The organism is Mesorhizobium salmacidum (SeqCode), from assembly GCF_037179605.1.
Taxonomy (GTDB): domain Bacteria; phylum Pseudomonadota; class Alphaproteobacteria; order Rhizobiales; family Rhizobiaceae; genus Mesorhizobium; species Mesorhizobium salmacidum.
The window spans coordinates 63592-78268 of the sequence record NZ_JAPYKS010000009.1; the positions used below are offsets into that span (position 1 = coordinate 63592).

The 14677-nt window shown below is 61.3% G+C and carries 13 protein-coding genes and 1 tRNA gene; 12 read left to right on the forward strand and 2 right to left on the reverse strand.

Annotation, left to right across the window (positions count from 1 at the left end; genetic code table 11):
• The first annotated feature begins 73 nt into the window (after nt 1–73).
• From glpD to O7A60_RS14035, 9 genes are all read left to right on the forward strand, one after another.
• A complete protein-coding gene (gene glpD / locus O7A60_RS13995; RefSeq protein WP_337106813.1) occupies nt 74–1600 on the forward strand; it encodes a glycerol-3-phosphate dehydrogenase in 1527 nt (508 codons plus the stop codon).
• 42 nt (nt 1601–1642) lie between these two features.
• Nucleotides 1643–2722 (forward strand): ABC transporter ATP-binding protein, encoded by a 1080-nt coding sequence (locus O7A60_RS14000; RefSeq protein WP_337106814.1) that lies wholly within the window; start codon nt 1643–1645, stop codon nt 2720–2722.
• Nucleotides 2723–2732: 10 nt separating this feature from the next.
• On the forward strand, nt 2733–3800 hold the full coding sequence (locus O7A60_RS14005) for an ABC transporter ATP-binding protein (protein WP_337106815.1): 1068 nt from the start codon (nt 2733–2735) through the stop codon (nt 3798–3800).
• Nucleotides 3801–4667: a carbohydrate ABC transporter permease gene (locus tag O7A60_RS14010; RefSeq protein WP_337106816.1), complete on the forward strand. Its 867-nt coding sequence runs from the start codon at nt 3801–3803 to the stop codon at nt 4665–4667.
• Nucleotide 4668: 1 nt separating this feature from the next.
• Nucleotides 4669–5592 carry a carbohydrate ABC transporter permease gene (locus O7A60_RS14015; protein ID WP_337106817.1) on the forward strand — a complete coding sequence of 308 codons (924 nt, stop codon included), beginning with the start codon at nt 4669–4671 and terminating at the stop codon, nt 5590–5592.
• Between the two features lie 2 nt (nt 5593–5594).
• Complete coding sequence (locus tag O7A60_RS14020) at nt 5595–5882, forward strand: DUF2160 domain-containing protein (RefSeq protein ID WP_337106818.1); 288 nt, start codon at nt 5595–5597, stop codon at nt 5880–5882.
• A 79-nt stretch (nt 5883–5961) separates the two neighbouring features.
• Nucleotides 5962–7689 (forward strand): ABC transporter substrate-binding protein, encoded by a 1728-nt coding sequence (locus tag O7A60_RS14025; RefSeq protein WP_337106819.1) that lies wholly within the window; start codon nt 5962–5964, stop codon nt 7687–7689.
• 93 nt (nt 7690–7782) lie between these two features.
• A complete protein-coding gene (glpK, locus tag O7A60_RS14030; protein WP_337106820.1) occupies nt 7783–9276 on the forward strand; it encodes a glycerol kinase GlpK in 1494 nt (497 codons plus the stop codon).
• A 12-nt stretch (nt 9277–9288) separates the two neighbouring features.
• The gene (locus O7A60_RS14035; RefSeq protein ID WP_337106821.1) at nt 9289–9774 is read left to right on the forward strand and encodes a DUF6882 domain-containing protein; all 486 of its coding nucleotides are present in this window, start codon (nt 9289–9291) and stop codon (nt 9772–9774) included.
• A gap of 83 nt (nt 9775–9857) precedes the next feature.
• On the opposite strand, the gene O7A60_RS14040 is transcribed toward O7A60_RS14035, so the two are convergent.
• Nucleotides 9858–10325 carry a BA14K family protein gene (locus O7A60_RS14040; RefSeq protein WP_337106822.1) on the reverse strand — a complete coding sequence of 156 codons (468 nt, stop codon included), beginning with the start codon at nt 10323–10325 and terminating at the stop codon, nt 9858–9860.
• A gap of 254 nt (nt 10326–10579) precedes the next feature.
• On the opposite strand from O7A60_RS14040, the gene O7A60_RS14045 reads away from it, so the two are divergent.
• Nucleotides 10580–10655: transfer RNA gene (locus O7A60_RS14045), tRNA-Lys, on the forward strand.
• A 63-nt stretch (nt 10656–10718) separates the two neighbouring features.
• On the opposite strand, the gene O7A60_RS14050 is transcribed toward O7A60_RS14045, so the two are convergent.
• A complete protein-coding gene (locus O7A60_RS14050) occupies nt 10719–11204 on the reverse strand; it encodes a hypothetical protein (RefSeq protein WP_337106823.1) in 486 nt (161 codons plus the stop codon).
• Between the two features lie 178 nt (nt 11205–11382).
• Between O7A60_RS14050 and O7A60_RS14055 the strand changes: the two genes are divergently transcribed.
• Entirely contained in the window at nt 11383–12444 is a 1062-nt protein-coding gene (locus tag O7A60_RS14055; protein WP_337106824.1) for a glycosyltransferase family 4 protein, read from the forward strand.
• Between the two features lie 44 nt (nt 12445–12488).
• Nucleotides 12489–14651: an amylo-alpha-1,6-glucosidase gene (locus O7A60_RS14060; RefSeq protein ID WP_337106951.1), complete on the forward strand. Its 2163-nt coding sequence runs from the start codon at nt 12489–12491 to the stop codon at nt 14649–14651.
• The last annotated feature ends 26 nt before the right edge of the window (nt 14652–14677 follow it).

Consider the following 14677-nt stretch of genomic DNA (forward strand, 5'->3'; position numbering starts at 1 on the left):
GAGTTCGAAATAATTCCGCAACGGTTTCGCAAAAGACCCAAAATGGTGCAATGCGAAATCGTGGAGGAGCTAAGTGGACACATCTTCAGTCCGGGACATTTTCGTCATAGGCGGCGGCATCAACGGTTGCGGCATCGCCCGTGATGCCGTTGGGCGCGGTTTTTCGGTCTTTCTCGCCGAGATGAACGATCTCGCCAGCGGAACCTCGTCCGGCTCGACCAAGCTGATCCATGGCGGGCTGCGCTATCTCGAATTCTACGAATTCCGCCTGGTGCGCGAGGCGCTCATGGAGCGCGAGGTTCTGTGGAAGAACGCGCCGCACATCATCTGGCCGATGCGCTTCGTGCTGCCCTATGCCAAGGGCCTGCGCCCCGCCTGGCTGATCCGGCTTGGCCTTTTCCTTTACGACCACATTGGCGGGCGCAAATTGCTGCCGGCGACCAGGACGCTCGACATGTCGAGCGACCCGGCCGGCAAGCCTTTGAAACCATTGTTCAAAAAGGCTTTCGAATATTCCGACGGCTGGGTCAACGATGCGCGGCTGGTGACGCTGAATGCACGGGACGCCGCTGACCGGGGCGCAACGATCCGGACCCGCACGAAAGTGATTGGAGCCCGCCGCGAAGGCGGCATCTGGACGATAAAGATCGAGAACCTGCAGACCGGCGAGACCGAAGAGGTCAAGGCCCGGTTGCTGGTCAATGCGGCGGGTCCTTGGGTCGACCACGTGCTGTCCGGCGTCGTCGGGCAGAATGACGTTCACAATGTTCGCCTCGTGCAGGGCAGCCACATCGTCATCGCCAAGAAGTTCGACGATCCGCGCGCCTATTTCTTCCAGAACAAGGATGGCCGCATCATCTTCGCCATTCCCTACGAGGACGAGTTCACGCTGATCGGCACCACCGATCAGGATTATCCCGGCGATCCGCATGATGTGAAGATCAGCGACACAGAGACCGATTATCTCTGTGCGGCGGCCAGCGAGTATTTCGCGGTTCCGGTCAAGCGCTCGGACATCGTCTGGACCTATTCGGCCGTGCGTCCGCTCTATGATGACGGCGCCTCCAAGGCACAGGAAGCGACACGCGACTATGTGCTGAAGGCCGATGGCGGCGAGGGCGCCGCGCCGCTGGTCAACGCGTTTGGCGGCAAGATCACCACCTATCGCCGGCTGTCGGAATCGATGCTGGAGAAGATCGAAGGGTTTCTCGGCAAGCGCGGCAAGCCGTGGACATCAGATGCGCCGCTGCCAGGCGGCGATTTTCCCGCCGCCGGTTTCGATGCGCAGGTGGCGAAGCTGAAATCGGCCTATCCGTTCCTCGACGCACGCCTGGCCCGCCGGCTGACCCGGCTTTACGGCACGCGAGCGCAGGTTCTTCTGGGCCTGGCCAAATCGAATGCTGATCTGGGCCGCAATTTCGGTGCCGATCTCTACGAGGCCGAGATACGTTACCTCGTTGAAAACGAATGGGCTATCACGGCTGAAGATGTACTGTGGCGCAGGACCAAGCGCGGCCTGCATCTCGGCCGCGAGCAGGTGGCATCGCTCGATGAATTCATGCGCGGCATAAGCCGACGGCATGTCGCGGCTGCTGAATGAAGAAGGTTTTGAGCTGATGCGGAAAGCCTGGGAGGAGGCGTCATGCTGGAACTGAGGAACGTCACCAAGACGGTGGGTGCGGTCGAGCACATCCGCGATGTGTCGCTGACGCTTCAGCACGGCTCGCTCAACGTTTTGCTCGGGCCCACGCTTTCTGGCAAGACCAGCTTGATGCGGCTGATGGCCGGCCTCGATGTGCCGACTTCCGGCTCGGTCTGGTTCGACGGCCAGAATGTCACCGGCACGCCGGTGCAGAAGCGCAAAATCGCCATGGTCTACCAGCAGTTCATCAACTATCCGGCGATGACCGTCTATGACAATATCGCCTCGCCGCTCAGGGTGGCCGGCGTCGAGCAGCGCAAGATCGACAGTCAGGTGCGCGAAGCGGCGGCTCTCCTCAAGCTAACCGCCTATCTCGACCGCACGCCGCTCAGCCTGTCGGGCGGCCAGCAGCAGCGCACAGCGCTGGCGCGTGCCATCGTCAAGAATGCCAGCCTGGTGCTGCTCGACGAACCGCTTGCCAATCTCGACTACAAGCTGCGCGAGGAATTGCGGGCGGAACTGCCAAGGATCTTTGCCGCCGCCGGCACCATCTTCGTTTATGCCACCACCGAGCCGCATGAGGCACTGCTGCTCGGCGGCAACACGGCAACGCTGTCGGAAGGCCGCATCACCCAGTTCGGGCCGACCATCGACGTGTTCCGCAAACCGGTGGATCTGGTGACGGCCAGGACCTTCGCCGATCCGCCGCTCAACACCATCGTGCTGGCCAAAAAGGGAGCGGATTTTCTGCTCGAGGGCGGGGTCAAGCTGCCGGTGCCGGCGGAACTCGTCGGCATCGCCGATACGAACTATACGATCGGCTTCCAGCCGCACCATCTTTCGCTCGATCGGCCCAATGTCTCCGCGGTGCCGGTGCGGGCAAAGGTCACCATCACCGAAATCACCGGGTCCGAGAGCTTCATCCATCTCGACTTTGCCGATGCCCGCTGGGTGATGTTGACCCACGGCATCAGGGATTTCGAGACCGACGCGGTGGTCGAGGTGTTCATCGACCCGCGTCACATCATGGTCTTCGACGAGCACGGCCAGGCCGTGACCGCGCCGAAGCTGGCGGCTTAGGAGGGGCGATATGGCACGCATCGACGTCAACCATGTCAGGCATTCCTATCTGCCGAACCCGCGCACGGATGCCGATTTCGCACTACGCGAAGTGCACCACATTTTCGAGGATGGGGGTGCCTATGCGCTGCTTGGGCCGTCCGGCTGCGGCAAGACCACGCTGCTCAACATCATATCCGGACTGCTTCACCCCTCGCACGGCCAGTTGCTGTTCAATGGCAGGGACGTGACCACGCTGTCGACGCAGGAGCGCAACATCGCGCAGGTGTTCCAGTTCCCGGTCATCTACGACACCATGACCGTCTACGACAACCTGGCCTTCCCGCTGCGCAATCGCGGCGTGCCGGAACCAGATGTCGACCGCAAGGTGCGCGAGACGCTCGATATGATCGACCTGGCCTCGTGGGCGAAAAAGAAGGCAAGGGGCCTGACAGCCGATCAGAAGCAGAAGATCTCGCTCGGCCGTGGGCTGGTGCGCTCGGACGTCAACGCCATCCTGTTCGACGAACCGCTGACCGTCATCGATCCGCACATGAAATGGGTGCTGCGCTCGCAGTTGAAACAGCTCCACCGCCGCTTCGGTTACACGATGGTCTATGTCACGCACGACCAGACCGAGGCGCTGACCTTCGCCGACCAGGTGGTGGTGATGTATGACGGCGGCATCGTGCAGATCGGCACGCCGGCGGAACTGTTCGAGCGGCCGCGTCACACTTTTGTCGGCTATTTCATTGGCTCGCCAGGCATGAACGTCATGCCGGTGGCAATCGATGGCAGGACGGCGACGCTCGGCTCGCAACGGATCGAATTGCCTGGAGTACCGAAGGCGGGCAGCGGCGCGGTCGAGCTTGGTATCCGCCCGGAATATGTGCGGCTGGGCTGCGATGGAATGGCCGTTTCAATCACCAAGGTCGAGGATGTCGGCCGCCACAAGGTGGTGCGCGCCAAGCTGGAAGGCCGCGACATCGCGGCGGTCATCGGCGAGGACGAAACCGTACCCGCCGAACCAAAGGTGCGGTTCGACCCGGCCGGCATCAACATCTATGCCGATTCCTGGCGCGTCGAGATGGGGGCGTAGATGGAAAAGACCTGGAACAACAAGGCCTGGTTCCTGGTGCTGCCGGTGCTGGTGCTGGTGGCCTTCACCGCGGTCATCCCGCTGATGACGGTCGTCAACTATTCGGTGCAGGACACGTTCGGCAACAATGTCTTCACCTGGGCAGGCACCGAATGGTTCGAGGAACTGCTCTCGTCCAGCCGCTTCTGGGAAGCGATGGTTCGCAACCTGATCTTTTCCTTCATCATCCTGGCGATCGAAGTGCCGCTCGGCATCTTCATCGCGCTCAACATGCCGAAAAAGGGCTGGGGCGTGCCGGTCTGCCTGGTGCTGATGTCGCTGCCGCTGCTGATACCGTGGAACGTGGTCGGCACCATCTGGCAGGTGTTCGGGCGCAGCGATATCGGTCTGATGGGCTACTACCTCAACGCGATCGGCATAGACTACAATTATGTGCAGGATCCATTCGACGCCTGGGTGACGATCATCATCATGGATGTCTGGCACTGGACGAGCCTTGTCGTGCTGCTCTGCTATGCCGGCCTGGTCTCGATCCCGGATGCATTCTACCAGGCGGCCAAGATCGACGGTGCGTCGCGCTGGGCGGTCTTTCGTTACATTCAGTTGCCGAAGATGCAGCGCGTGCTTCTGATCGCCGTGCTGCTGCGGTTCATGGACAGCTTCATGATCTATACCGAACCCTTCGTCGTCACCGGCGGCGGTCCGGGCAACTCGACGACGTTCCTGTCGATCGACCTCGTCAAGACGGCACTCGGCCAGTTCGACCTTGGTCCGGCGGCGGCAATGTCGCTGGTCTACTTCCTCATCATCCTGTTGTTGTCATGGGTATTCTACACCGTGATGACCAACTACGACGCGGAGCGCTGATATGGCTGGCGCCAACGAACGCACCGAGCGCAATGCAATGAGCCGGACCACCGCGGCGGAAGGGGGGCTCGCCAGTTCGCTGTCACAGGGCGAACTCGACCGGCGGATGCGCCGGCGCGGCGAGGAATCGCGTTGGTGGTGGATCGTGCCAACGCTCTACATCATCGTTCTGCTGCTGCCGATCTACTGGCTCATCAACATGAGCTTCAAGACCAATGCCGAGATCGTCAACTCGCTGACGCTTTACCCGCACGCACCGACGATCGCCAACTACGTCACCATCTTCACGCAGAAAGCGTGGTATTCCGGCTACATCAACTCGATCACCTATGTCGTCATGAACATGGTGATTTCGGTGTCGGTGGCTCTGCCGGCGGCTTACGCTTTCTCGCGCTATCGCTTCCTTGGCGACAAGCATCTGTTCTTCTGGCTGCTGACCAACCGCATGGCGCCGCCGGCCGTGTTCGCGCTGCCCTTCTTCCAGCTCTATTCGGCCTTCGGCCTCATCGACACGCACATAGCGGTGGCACTGGCGCACTGCCTGTTCAACGTGCCGCTGGCGGTGTGGATCCTGGAAGGTTTCATGTCGGGCGTGCCGAAGGAAATCGACGAGACAGCCTATATCGACGGTTATTCCTTTCCGCGGTTCTTCATCAAGATATTCATGCCGCTGATCGCCAGCGGCATCGGCGTCGCCTGCTTCTTCTGCTTCATGTTTTCATGGGTGGAACTGTTGATCGCGCGCACGCTGACCACCACCGACGCAAAGCCGATCGCAGCGACAATGACCCGCACGGTTTCCGCCGCCGGCATGGACTGGGGCCTGCTCGCCGCCGCCGGCGTGCTGACGCTGATCCCCGGCGCGCTCGTCATCTGGTTCGTGCGCAACTATATCGCCAAGGGCTTTGCCCTTGGGAGGGTGTGACCATGAACCTCGACCTCTCCTGGATGGCGTGGACGTGGCCGACGGCGGCCTTCTTCGGCACCATTCTTCTGCTGCTGTGCGGCATGGCAGTGTGGGAATACGCCTCGCCAGGCGGCAATCCGCGCGACGGCATCCTGCGCTTCGAGACGACGCGCGGCGACCGTCTTTTCCTGTCGCTGCTTGGCAGCGCCTTTATCCATCTCGCTTGGCTGGGTCTTGTCGGACCCAACCTGTGGTGGGCTCTCGCTCTCTCCGTGGTCTACGCCGTCGGCGTGTTCCGCTACGTATAGAGGGGGAAACTGTTGGAGCGACCGCGTGCCGGCGGCCGCTCCAGATCGCACTTGAAACCTGAAACAGTGGAGGAAACACATGCGACGGCAATTTTTAACATCAACGACTGCCCTTGTCCTATTGCTCGGCGCGGGCAATGCCTACGCCGGGATGGACGAGGCAAAAGCCTTTCTGGACAAGGAGATAGGTCCGCTCTCGACGCTTTCGCGCGCCGACCAGGAAGCCGAAATGCAGTGGTTTATCGACGCAGCCAAGCCGTTCGCCGGCATGGACATCAAGGTCGTCTCCGAAACCATCGCCACGCATCAGTATGAATCGCAGGTGCTGGCGCCAGCCTTTACCGCCATCACCGGCATCAAGATCACGCATGACGTCATCCAGGAAGGCGACGTCGTCGAGAAGATTCAGACCCAGATGCAGACCGGCCAGAATCTTTATGACGGCTGGGTCAACGACAGCGACCTGATCGGCACCCACTGGCGCTACCAGCAGGTGCGCAACCTGACCGACTGGATGGCGGGCGACGGCAAGGATGTCACCAACCCGAACCTCGACCTGAAGGATTTCATCGGCACCTCGTTCACAACAGCTCCGGACAAGAAGCTTTATCAGCTGCCCGACCAGCAGTTCGCCAACCTCTACTGGTTCCGTTACGACTGGTTCAACGACGAGAAGAACAAGGCCGACTTCAAGGCCAAATACGGTTACGACCTCGGCGTTCCCGTCAACTGGTCGGCCTATGAGGACATCGCCGAATTCTTCACCGGCCGCGAGATCGACGGCAAGAAAGTCTATGGCCACATGGACTACGGCAAGAAGGATCCGTCGCTCGGCTGGCGGTTCACCGACGCCTGGCTGTCGATGGCCGGCAACGGCGACAAGGGCCTGCCGAACGGCCTGCCGGTCGACGAATGGGGCATCAAGGTCGACGAAAACTCTCGTCCGGTCGGCTCCTGCACGGCACGCGGCGGCGACACCAATGGCCCGGCCGCCGTTTATTCGATTCAGAAATATCTCGACTGGCTGAAGGCCTATGCACCGGCTGAAGCCCAGGGCATGACTTTCTCCGAGTCCGGACCGGTCCCGGCGCAGGGCGCAGTTGCCCAGCAGATATTCTGGTACACCGCCTTCACCGCTTCGATGGTCGACGCCGGCGCCAAGGCAGTGTTGAACGACGACGGCACGCCGAAATGGCGCATGGCGCCGTCGCCGCATGGCGTCTATTGGAAGGACGGCATGAAGCTCGGCTATCAGGACGTCGGTTCCTGGACCCTGATGAAGTCGACGCCGACAGACCGCGCCAAGGCCGCCTGGCTCTATGCGCAGTTCGTCACCTCGAAGACCGTGGATGTGAAGAAGAGCCATGTCGGCTTGACCTTCATCCGCGAGAGCACGATCCACGACAAGAGCTTCACCGAGCGCGCGCCGAAACTCGGCGGCTTGATCGAGTTCTATCGCTCGCCGGCTCGCGTGCAGTGGTCGCCGACCGGCACCAACGTGCCTGATTATCCGAAGCTGGCACAGCTCTGGTGGCAGGCGATCGGCGATGCGTCGTCGGGTGCCAAGACCGCGCAGGAAGCGATGGACTCGCTCTGCGGCGAGCAGGAAAAGGTCATGACCCGCATCGAGAAGTCGGGCGTCCAGGGCGATATCGGCCCGAAGATGGCCGAAGAGCATGACCTCGCCTACTGGAATGCCGACGCGGTTAAGAAAGGCAATCTCGCGCCTCAGCTCAAGATCGAGAACGAGAAGGAAAAGCCCATCACCATCAACTACGACGAACTGGTGAAGAGCTGGCAGAAATAGGACTGTCCCATGCGGGCGTTCGCGCCCGTGTGAAAATTGGGGAGGCGGCACATTGCCGTCTCCCCTGTTTGTATCAAGGCGGAGGATGTGGGAATGAGCGGTTTTGTGCTGGCAATCGACCAGGGGACGACATCGACCCGGGCGATCCTGTTCGACGGCCAGATGAAGGTCGTCGGCGGCGGGCAGAAGGAATTCGCCCAGCACTATCCGGCTTCCGGCTGGGTCGAGCACGATCCCGAAGAGATCTGGGCGAGCGTCATGACCACCGTGAAGGCTGCACTGAAGGCCGCTGGCCGCGAGGCTTCCGATGTGGCGGCGATCGGCATCACCAATCAGCGCGAGACCGTCGTCATCTGGGACAAGGCGACCGGCAAACCGATCCACAATGCCATCGTGTGGCAGGACCGCCGCACGGCACCGCTGTGCCAGAAGCTGAAGAAGCAGGGGCTGGAGAAGAAATTTACACGCAAGACAGGGCTTCTGCTCGACCCCTATTTCTCGGGCACCAAGATCGCCTGGATGCTGGACAAGGTGAAGGGCGCGAGGAAACGTGCCGAGAAGGGCGAATTGCTGGCCGGTACCATCGACAGTTTTTTGATCTGGCGGCTGACCGGCGGCAAGGTTCACGCCACCGACGCCACCAACGCCTCGCGCACGCTGGTCTACAACATCGAGAAGAATGCCTGGGACGACGAACTGCTTTCCATCCTGCGCATCCCGGCCGCGATGCTGCCGCAAGTCAAGGATTGCGCCGATGATTATGGAATCACAGAAAAAAACCTGTTTGGCGCCGGGATAAGAATCCTCGGCGTTGCCGGTGACCAGCATGCAGCGACCATCGGCCAGGCCTGTTTCGAGCCGGGCATGATGAAATCCACCTACGGCACAGGCTGTTTTGCGCTGCTCAACACCGGCAGCGATCTGGTGCGTTCGAAAAACCGGCTGTTGACGACCGTCGCCTACCGGTTGAACGGCAAGACCACTTATGCACTGGAAGGCTCGATCTTCATTGCTGGAGCTGCCGTGCAGTGGCTGCGCGACGGCATCAAGGTGATCGGCAAGGCCGAGCAGAGCGGCGAGCTCGCGGCTGAAGCCGATCCGACGCAGAACGTCTATCTGGTGCCGGCCTTTGTCGGCCTAGGCGCGCCGCATTGGGATGCCGAGGCCCGTGGCGCCATCTTCGGGCTGACCCGAAATTCCGGTCCGGCCGAGTTCGCCCGAGCGGCTTTGGAATCCGTTGCCTACCAGACCCGCGACCTGCTCGATGCCATGCACAAGGATTGGAAGGGCGCCAAGGCAAAGACGGTGCTGAGGGTCGATGGCGGCATGGTGGCTTCAGACTGGACCATGCAGCGCCTAGCCGACATTCTCGATGCGCCGGTCGATCGGCCGACCATTCTCGAGACGACCGCGCTGGGGGCCGCCTGGCTCGCCGGCTCGAAGGCGGGCGTGTGGCCCGCGGCGAGGGAGTTTGCGAAAAGCTGGGCACTTGAGCGACGGTTCGAGCCTGATATGAATAGCTCGATCCGATCCACCAAGCTGGCAGGCTGGCGCGATGCGGTGCGAAGGACGCTCCGTGTGTCATAAAGAGCCGTCTGATTGGGCGAGGGGGAAATGGAGCCAAACTGGTATTCTGCTTGGCGCGACGAGGCAATCGAGCAGTTGGAATCCAAGAATAGCCGCTTGGAGAAAGAATTCCGCATTGGCCACTGGTCGCGCTATGACTTGAAGAACGGAAGCCTCTTGTTCTCCCAGGATGGGGCGACCAAGGTGATCACCGGAATCCAGCTCGCCGGTTCCACGAACGCAAAGGCACAGAACTGGCTGTGGGCATGGGCGAATTTAAATTTGCCCGATAGTCTTCTCAGAGACGCAAGGCTGGTCCGATCTTTCGGCGAGAAGAACAACATCCGCGAACTGACTCAGCCTTACGTGATAGATGCGGAGAATGAGCTTGAAGTGCTGGGTTGGGAATTGACCGCCGTAATGGTTCGAATTTGCGATGCACTAGGAGCGTACCGCTCACCCCAGGGTGAGGGTGGTGCGCTTTTTTATGTCCTCAAGAGCGTCAACTGGGCAGGCTGATGCCGTTCGGCAATTAAAGGCACAAGGCTCGCGCCATAGCTGGCGCGGGCCTTTCGACGCATTGTATTCATCCTCACACAGGATCAGTAAGGCGAACGGCACTCCCGACGAGGACCACTGTTCGGCTGGAAGGTGTTGTCCGAGGCGCGGTAGCTCCGATAATGGTCGTAGCACCACTGCACATGGGCATTGCCTTCATAGACGCGGTTGTTCTCGTTGGCGATCGCGCCGGTGATCAAGGCGCCAGTCGCGAAGGCCGCGAGCGGGAACCAGTAGTCGCCATGACGGCGATAGCCGCGGCGATATTCACGATAGCCGCGATGACCATGCCAATACATGTCACCGTTGCGGCTAAAGCTGCGATTGCGTGAGAAATTGCGGTCGAAGGAGCGGTTTCTCCTCCACTCCCGGTACTGCACTGCCTGCACATCCGGCGTTGCCGCCTGGGATAATGGCACGTAGGCTGGCTGGGCGTTGACCGGCACCACCTCCGCCGCGACGAATGTGGCCGAGAGGGTGGCGGCAAGCAGGCCCGTTGTGATTCTATTCATTGGTATTCTCCTCAAGCGTTTGTCGGGCGTCCCATTGGCAAAAAACGATAGCGCGTCGGATTTGTTCCCCATGCCGGCGGCCGCCGCCGGACTGAGATCGAAACTGCCTGGCTGCTCGCCAGAACCCGGGGACAGGCAGGGGCCAGCGATTTAGGGTAAGGAGCGGGTTTGGAACCCATCTTTTCCGGTTGACCGGTCGCGGCACTCTCCCTATGTTCCGCGCAATTTCGAGGGCGGCCTTTTCGAGCCCGCGGGAGCGCGTAGCTCAGCCGGTAGAGCAACTGACTTTTAATCAGTAGGTCATGGGTTCGAATCCCATCGCGCTCACCACTGTCAGACGACATGCCAGCGCTTTTGGTTCGCCCGTGAATCCGTGCGGCGCGCTACAACCGCTCAGACGCCCTGCGACAGATGCACCTCCAAAACGGCGGCTTTCTTGGCAATCAGTCCTTCCAGATCCGCGTCGGATCGTTTGGTGCCGGTACGTTCGCGCAGCAATGAGATCACCGCGCTCATCGTAAGCTGGACGGTGCGATCGCTCAGGATAGCGTCCACCGCGCCGGCGACATCCGGAGTCTCCGTCGGTGCTCGCATGATCGGTTCCTTTCTGTTCAAGTCGGCCTCGGCGCCGTTGGCCGGTCCCCGGACGCCCCGGTCGAAGATGACAGCCAGGCCGTTCTTCACGGCGAGGGCGGCGACCATGTCGTCGAGGTGGCGATCGGAGAGCGCTGGCTCCGAAGGATCGGGTTTCAGGGTTCTGCGGATCACTCGGGCGGCCTGGTCCGTCGACACAAAGCCAAAGTGCCGTTTTCTGGCCTCGACATATTGTTCGACGATCATGCTCAGGCGCCGGGCTGCGATATCCCTGGGTTCCTGCATCTGGACCTCCTTCGGCTGCCGTAAGCGCAAGGGCGGCATTACCGACAGGAAATAGGGCGGCTGGTCGAGTCAAACAGGGGACGGATCGATCATTCCACGCATCTTCCAAAGAATCAGGAACGATCCCGGCCCTGATGCATTTTGGCTCTATGACCAGCTCATTGAGGGACGCCGGGACATGAAGATTGCGCATGTCGCACCACTTTACGAATCGGTGCCACCAAGGCTCTACGGGGGTACCGAGCGTATCATCTCATACCTTACCGAAGCTCTCGTCGATCTCGGCCACGAGGTGACATTGTTCGCCAGCGGCGACACAAAGACCTCCGCCAAACTGGTTCCATGCCGCGAAAGGGCGCTTCGTCTCGATCCCCGCCCGCTGAAGTCCGAGATCGCCGCGCATCTGTCGATGCTCGACGAGGTGAGGAACCGGGCCGACGAGTTTGACGTCGTTCATTTCCATCTCAGCCATTTCCTGCATTTTCCGTTTTTCCGCGATATGCCGCAACGCACGGTGACGACCCCGCATGGCAGGCTGGATTACGCGGACCTCGCGCAAGCCTATGACCGGTTTCCTCGGTTTCCCATGATTTCCATATCCCGCAGCCAGCGGGCGCGGTTCGCATCCGCGAATTGGCTGGCGACAATCCATCATGGGCTGCCGCTCGAGCTTTACGAGCCCGATTTCGAGGCAGGCTCCGATGGGACCTATCTTGCATTTCTCGGCAGAATGTCGCGTGACAAGCGGCCGGACCGGGCGATCGAGATCGCCCGCCGCACCGGCCTGAAACTGAAGCTCGCCGCCAAGGTTGGCGATGGCGACCGCGCCTATTTCGAGGAAGTCGTGCAGCCGCTGATCGATGGCGACCAGGTCGAGTATGTCGGCGAGATCGGCGAGGATCAGAAGAGCAGGTTTCTCGGCAATGCGGCCGCTTTGCTGTTTCCCATCGATTGGCCCGAACCCTTCGGGCTTGCGGTGATCGAGGCCATGGCCTGCGGAACCCCGGTCATGGCCTGGAGTTGCGGGGCCATGCCCGAGATCATCGATCATGGCGCCACCGGCTTTGTCGTCGAAACCATCGAAGATGCCGTCGCCTCGATGCCGGCTCTCCTGCAACTCGACAGGCGACGAATAAGAACGGCCTTCGAAAGGCGGTTTTCCGCCGTCAGAATGGCCAGGGATTATGTCGCGGCCTATTCGCGGCTGAGCGACCGCCACGAGCAGAGCAGAGCCTCGTAAACCTTCACCCGTCCAGAAATCAGCACGGGACAATCTTCTTGACCATTACCCAACTCGACGAGCGCAAGCTCGACCCTGCAATAGCACTGGCTTCCCTGGACGACACCGCTCCCAGGGAACCGCATCGGCTTTACGCCCTCAAGCATAGCGATTGCTTTGCCGTCGCCGATGCCTATGGCGACATACGCGGCGCTGGCGACGGCTTCTTCCGTGACGACACGCGCATGCTCTCCGAATTTCGCCTGACCGTTGGCGGGCGGTCGCTGTCGTTGCTTGGCGCATCGCTTAGTCAGGACAACGTCCTGTTCACCAGCAACCTGACCAATCTGCCGATCGAGAGCGCCGCGGGCCGTCAGATTCCGCAGGGCGCGATCCATATCGAGCGGGTCAGGCTTCTGTGGGAGGAAAGGCTATATGAACGCATCACGCTCTCCAACTATAGCCGGGAGCATTCGACGGTCCTGGTGTCGCTGCGCTTTGGCGTCGATTTTCGCGACATGTTCGAAGTCCGAGGTTCGACCCGTTCCAAGCGCGGCACCGCGCACACGGCAGAGATCGACCAGAGTTCGGTCGTGCTTCGCTACGAAGGCCTGGACGAAGTGGAGCGGACATCGGCGATCTCGTTTTCACAGCCGCCCGATCAACTGACCTCCGAGCGGGCGGATTTCTTCATTGCCGTCACCAAGCGCAGCCGCCAGACGCTTTACGTGGAGGTGGGGAGCAAGACAGACGCCCGCCCGCAAAGCGATCGGTTCCGGGCCGCCGCCGCCCGCGCCCGTTTCGGCATGCGCGCCAAGCGCCGGCATGGGGCGACGCTCCACAGTTCGGGCCGCGTCTTCAATGACTGGATGGAGCGGGCCCGCGCCGACGTGGCGCTGCTGACGACGGAACTGGCGACGGGGCCTTACCCCTATGCCGGCATTCCGTGGTTCTCCACCGCCTTCGGCCGGGACGGCGTGATTTCCGCTCTGCAGATGCTTTGGCTAAATCCCGGCCTCGCCCGTGGCGTGCTTGCGTTTCTCGCCCAGCACCAGGCGACCGAAACCTCACCCTTCAGCGATTCCGAGCCCGGCAAGATCATGCACGAGACCCGCAAGGGCGAGATGGCGGCGCTGAGTGAGTTGCCGTTCGGCCGCTATTATGGCGGCGTCGACACGACGCCGCTCTACATCCATCTCGCCTGCGCCTATGCGGACCGCACGGGAGACACGGAATTCATCGATAGCCTGTGGCCATCGCTGTGCGCCGCCGCCGAGTGGATCGAGACGGCGAGCCGTTCGACCGGGTTCCTTACCTACCAGCGCGCCGCGGAATCCGGTCTTGCCAACCAGGGATGGAAGGACAGTTTCGATTCCGTCTTCCATGCCGATGGCCGCATTCCGAAAGGACCGATCGCGCTGGTCGAGGTCCAGGGTTACGTCTTTGCGGCGTTCCAGGGATTGGCAAAGCTTGCACGGCTGCGCGGCGAAGAGGAGCGGTCGGAAAATTGGGAACTGCGCGCCGATGCGATTCGCCAACATGTCGAACGCCATTTCTGGATCGAAGACCTTGGCTATTATGCGCTGGCGATCGATGGCGATGGCCAACCCTGCAAGGTGCGCACGTCCAATGCGGGCCACCTGCTCTATGTCGGCCTTCCCAATCCGGATCGCGCACGCATTGTCGCCGATCAACTGCTATCGGCTTCGTTCCATTCCGGCTGGGGGCTGAGAACGCTGGCGGACGACGCTATCTTCTTCAACCCGATGTCCTATCACAACGGCTCCATCTGGCCGCACGACACCGCGATCTGCGCCGCCGGACTGGCGCGCTACGGCATTCGCGACAACGTGGTGCGGTTGATGAGTGGGACCTTCGAATCCGCGGTTCATTTCAACATGCGGCTGCCCGAACTGTTCTGCGGATTCACGCGCGCGGCCGGCGAAGCGCCGATTGCCTATCCGGTGGCTTGCCTGCCGCAGGCCTGGTCCGCAGGCTCCGCCTTCATGCTCATGCAGGCCTGCCTGGGCCTTCAGATTGACGGTCGGACGAACGAAATTCACGTGACCCAGCCGCGCTTGCCGATCGGTATCGACAATCTCGTCATTCGCCATCTCTCGGTCGGACATGTGGCGGTGGATCTGACGTTCCAGCGCGTGGGAGATCGTGTCGGCGCCTTCCTTGCGGATGCGCACGAGGGACTGGTGCCTCTGGTGGTCAGGAGTTGAAAAATCGGAACCATCATGAGTGCGGA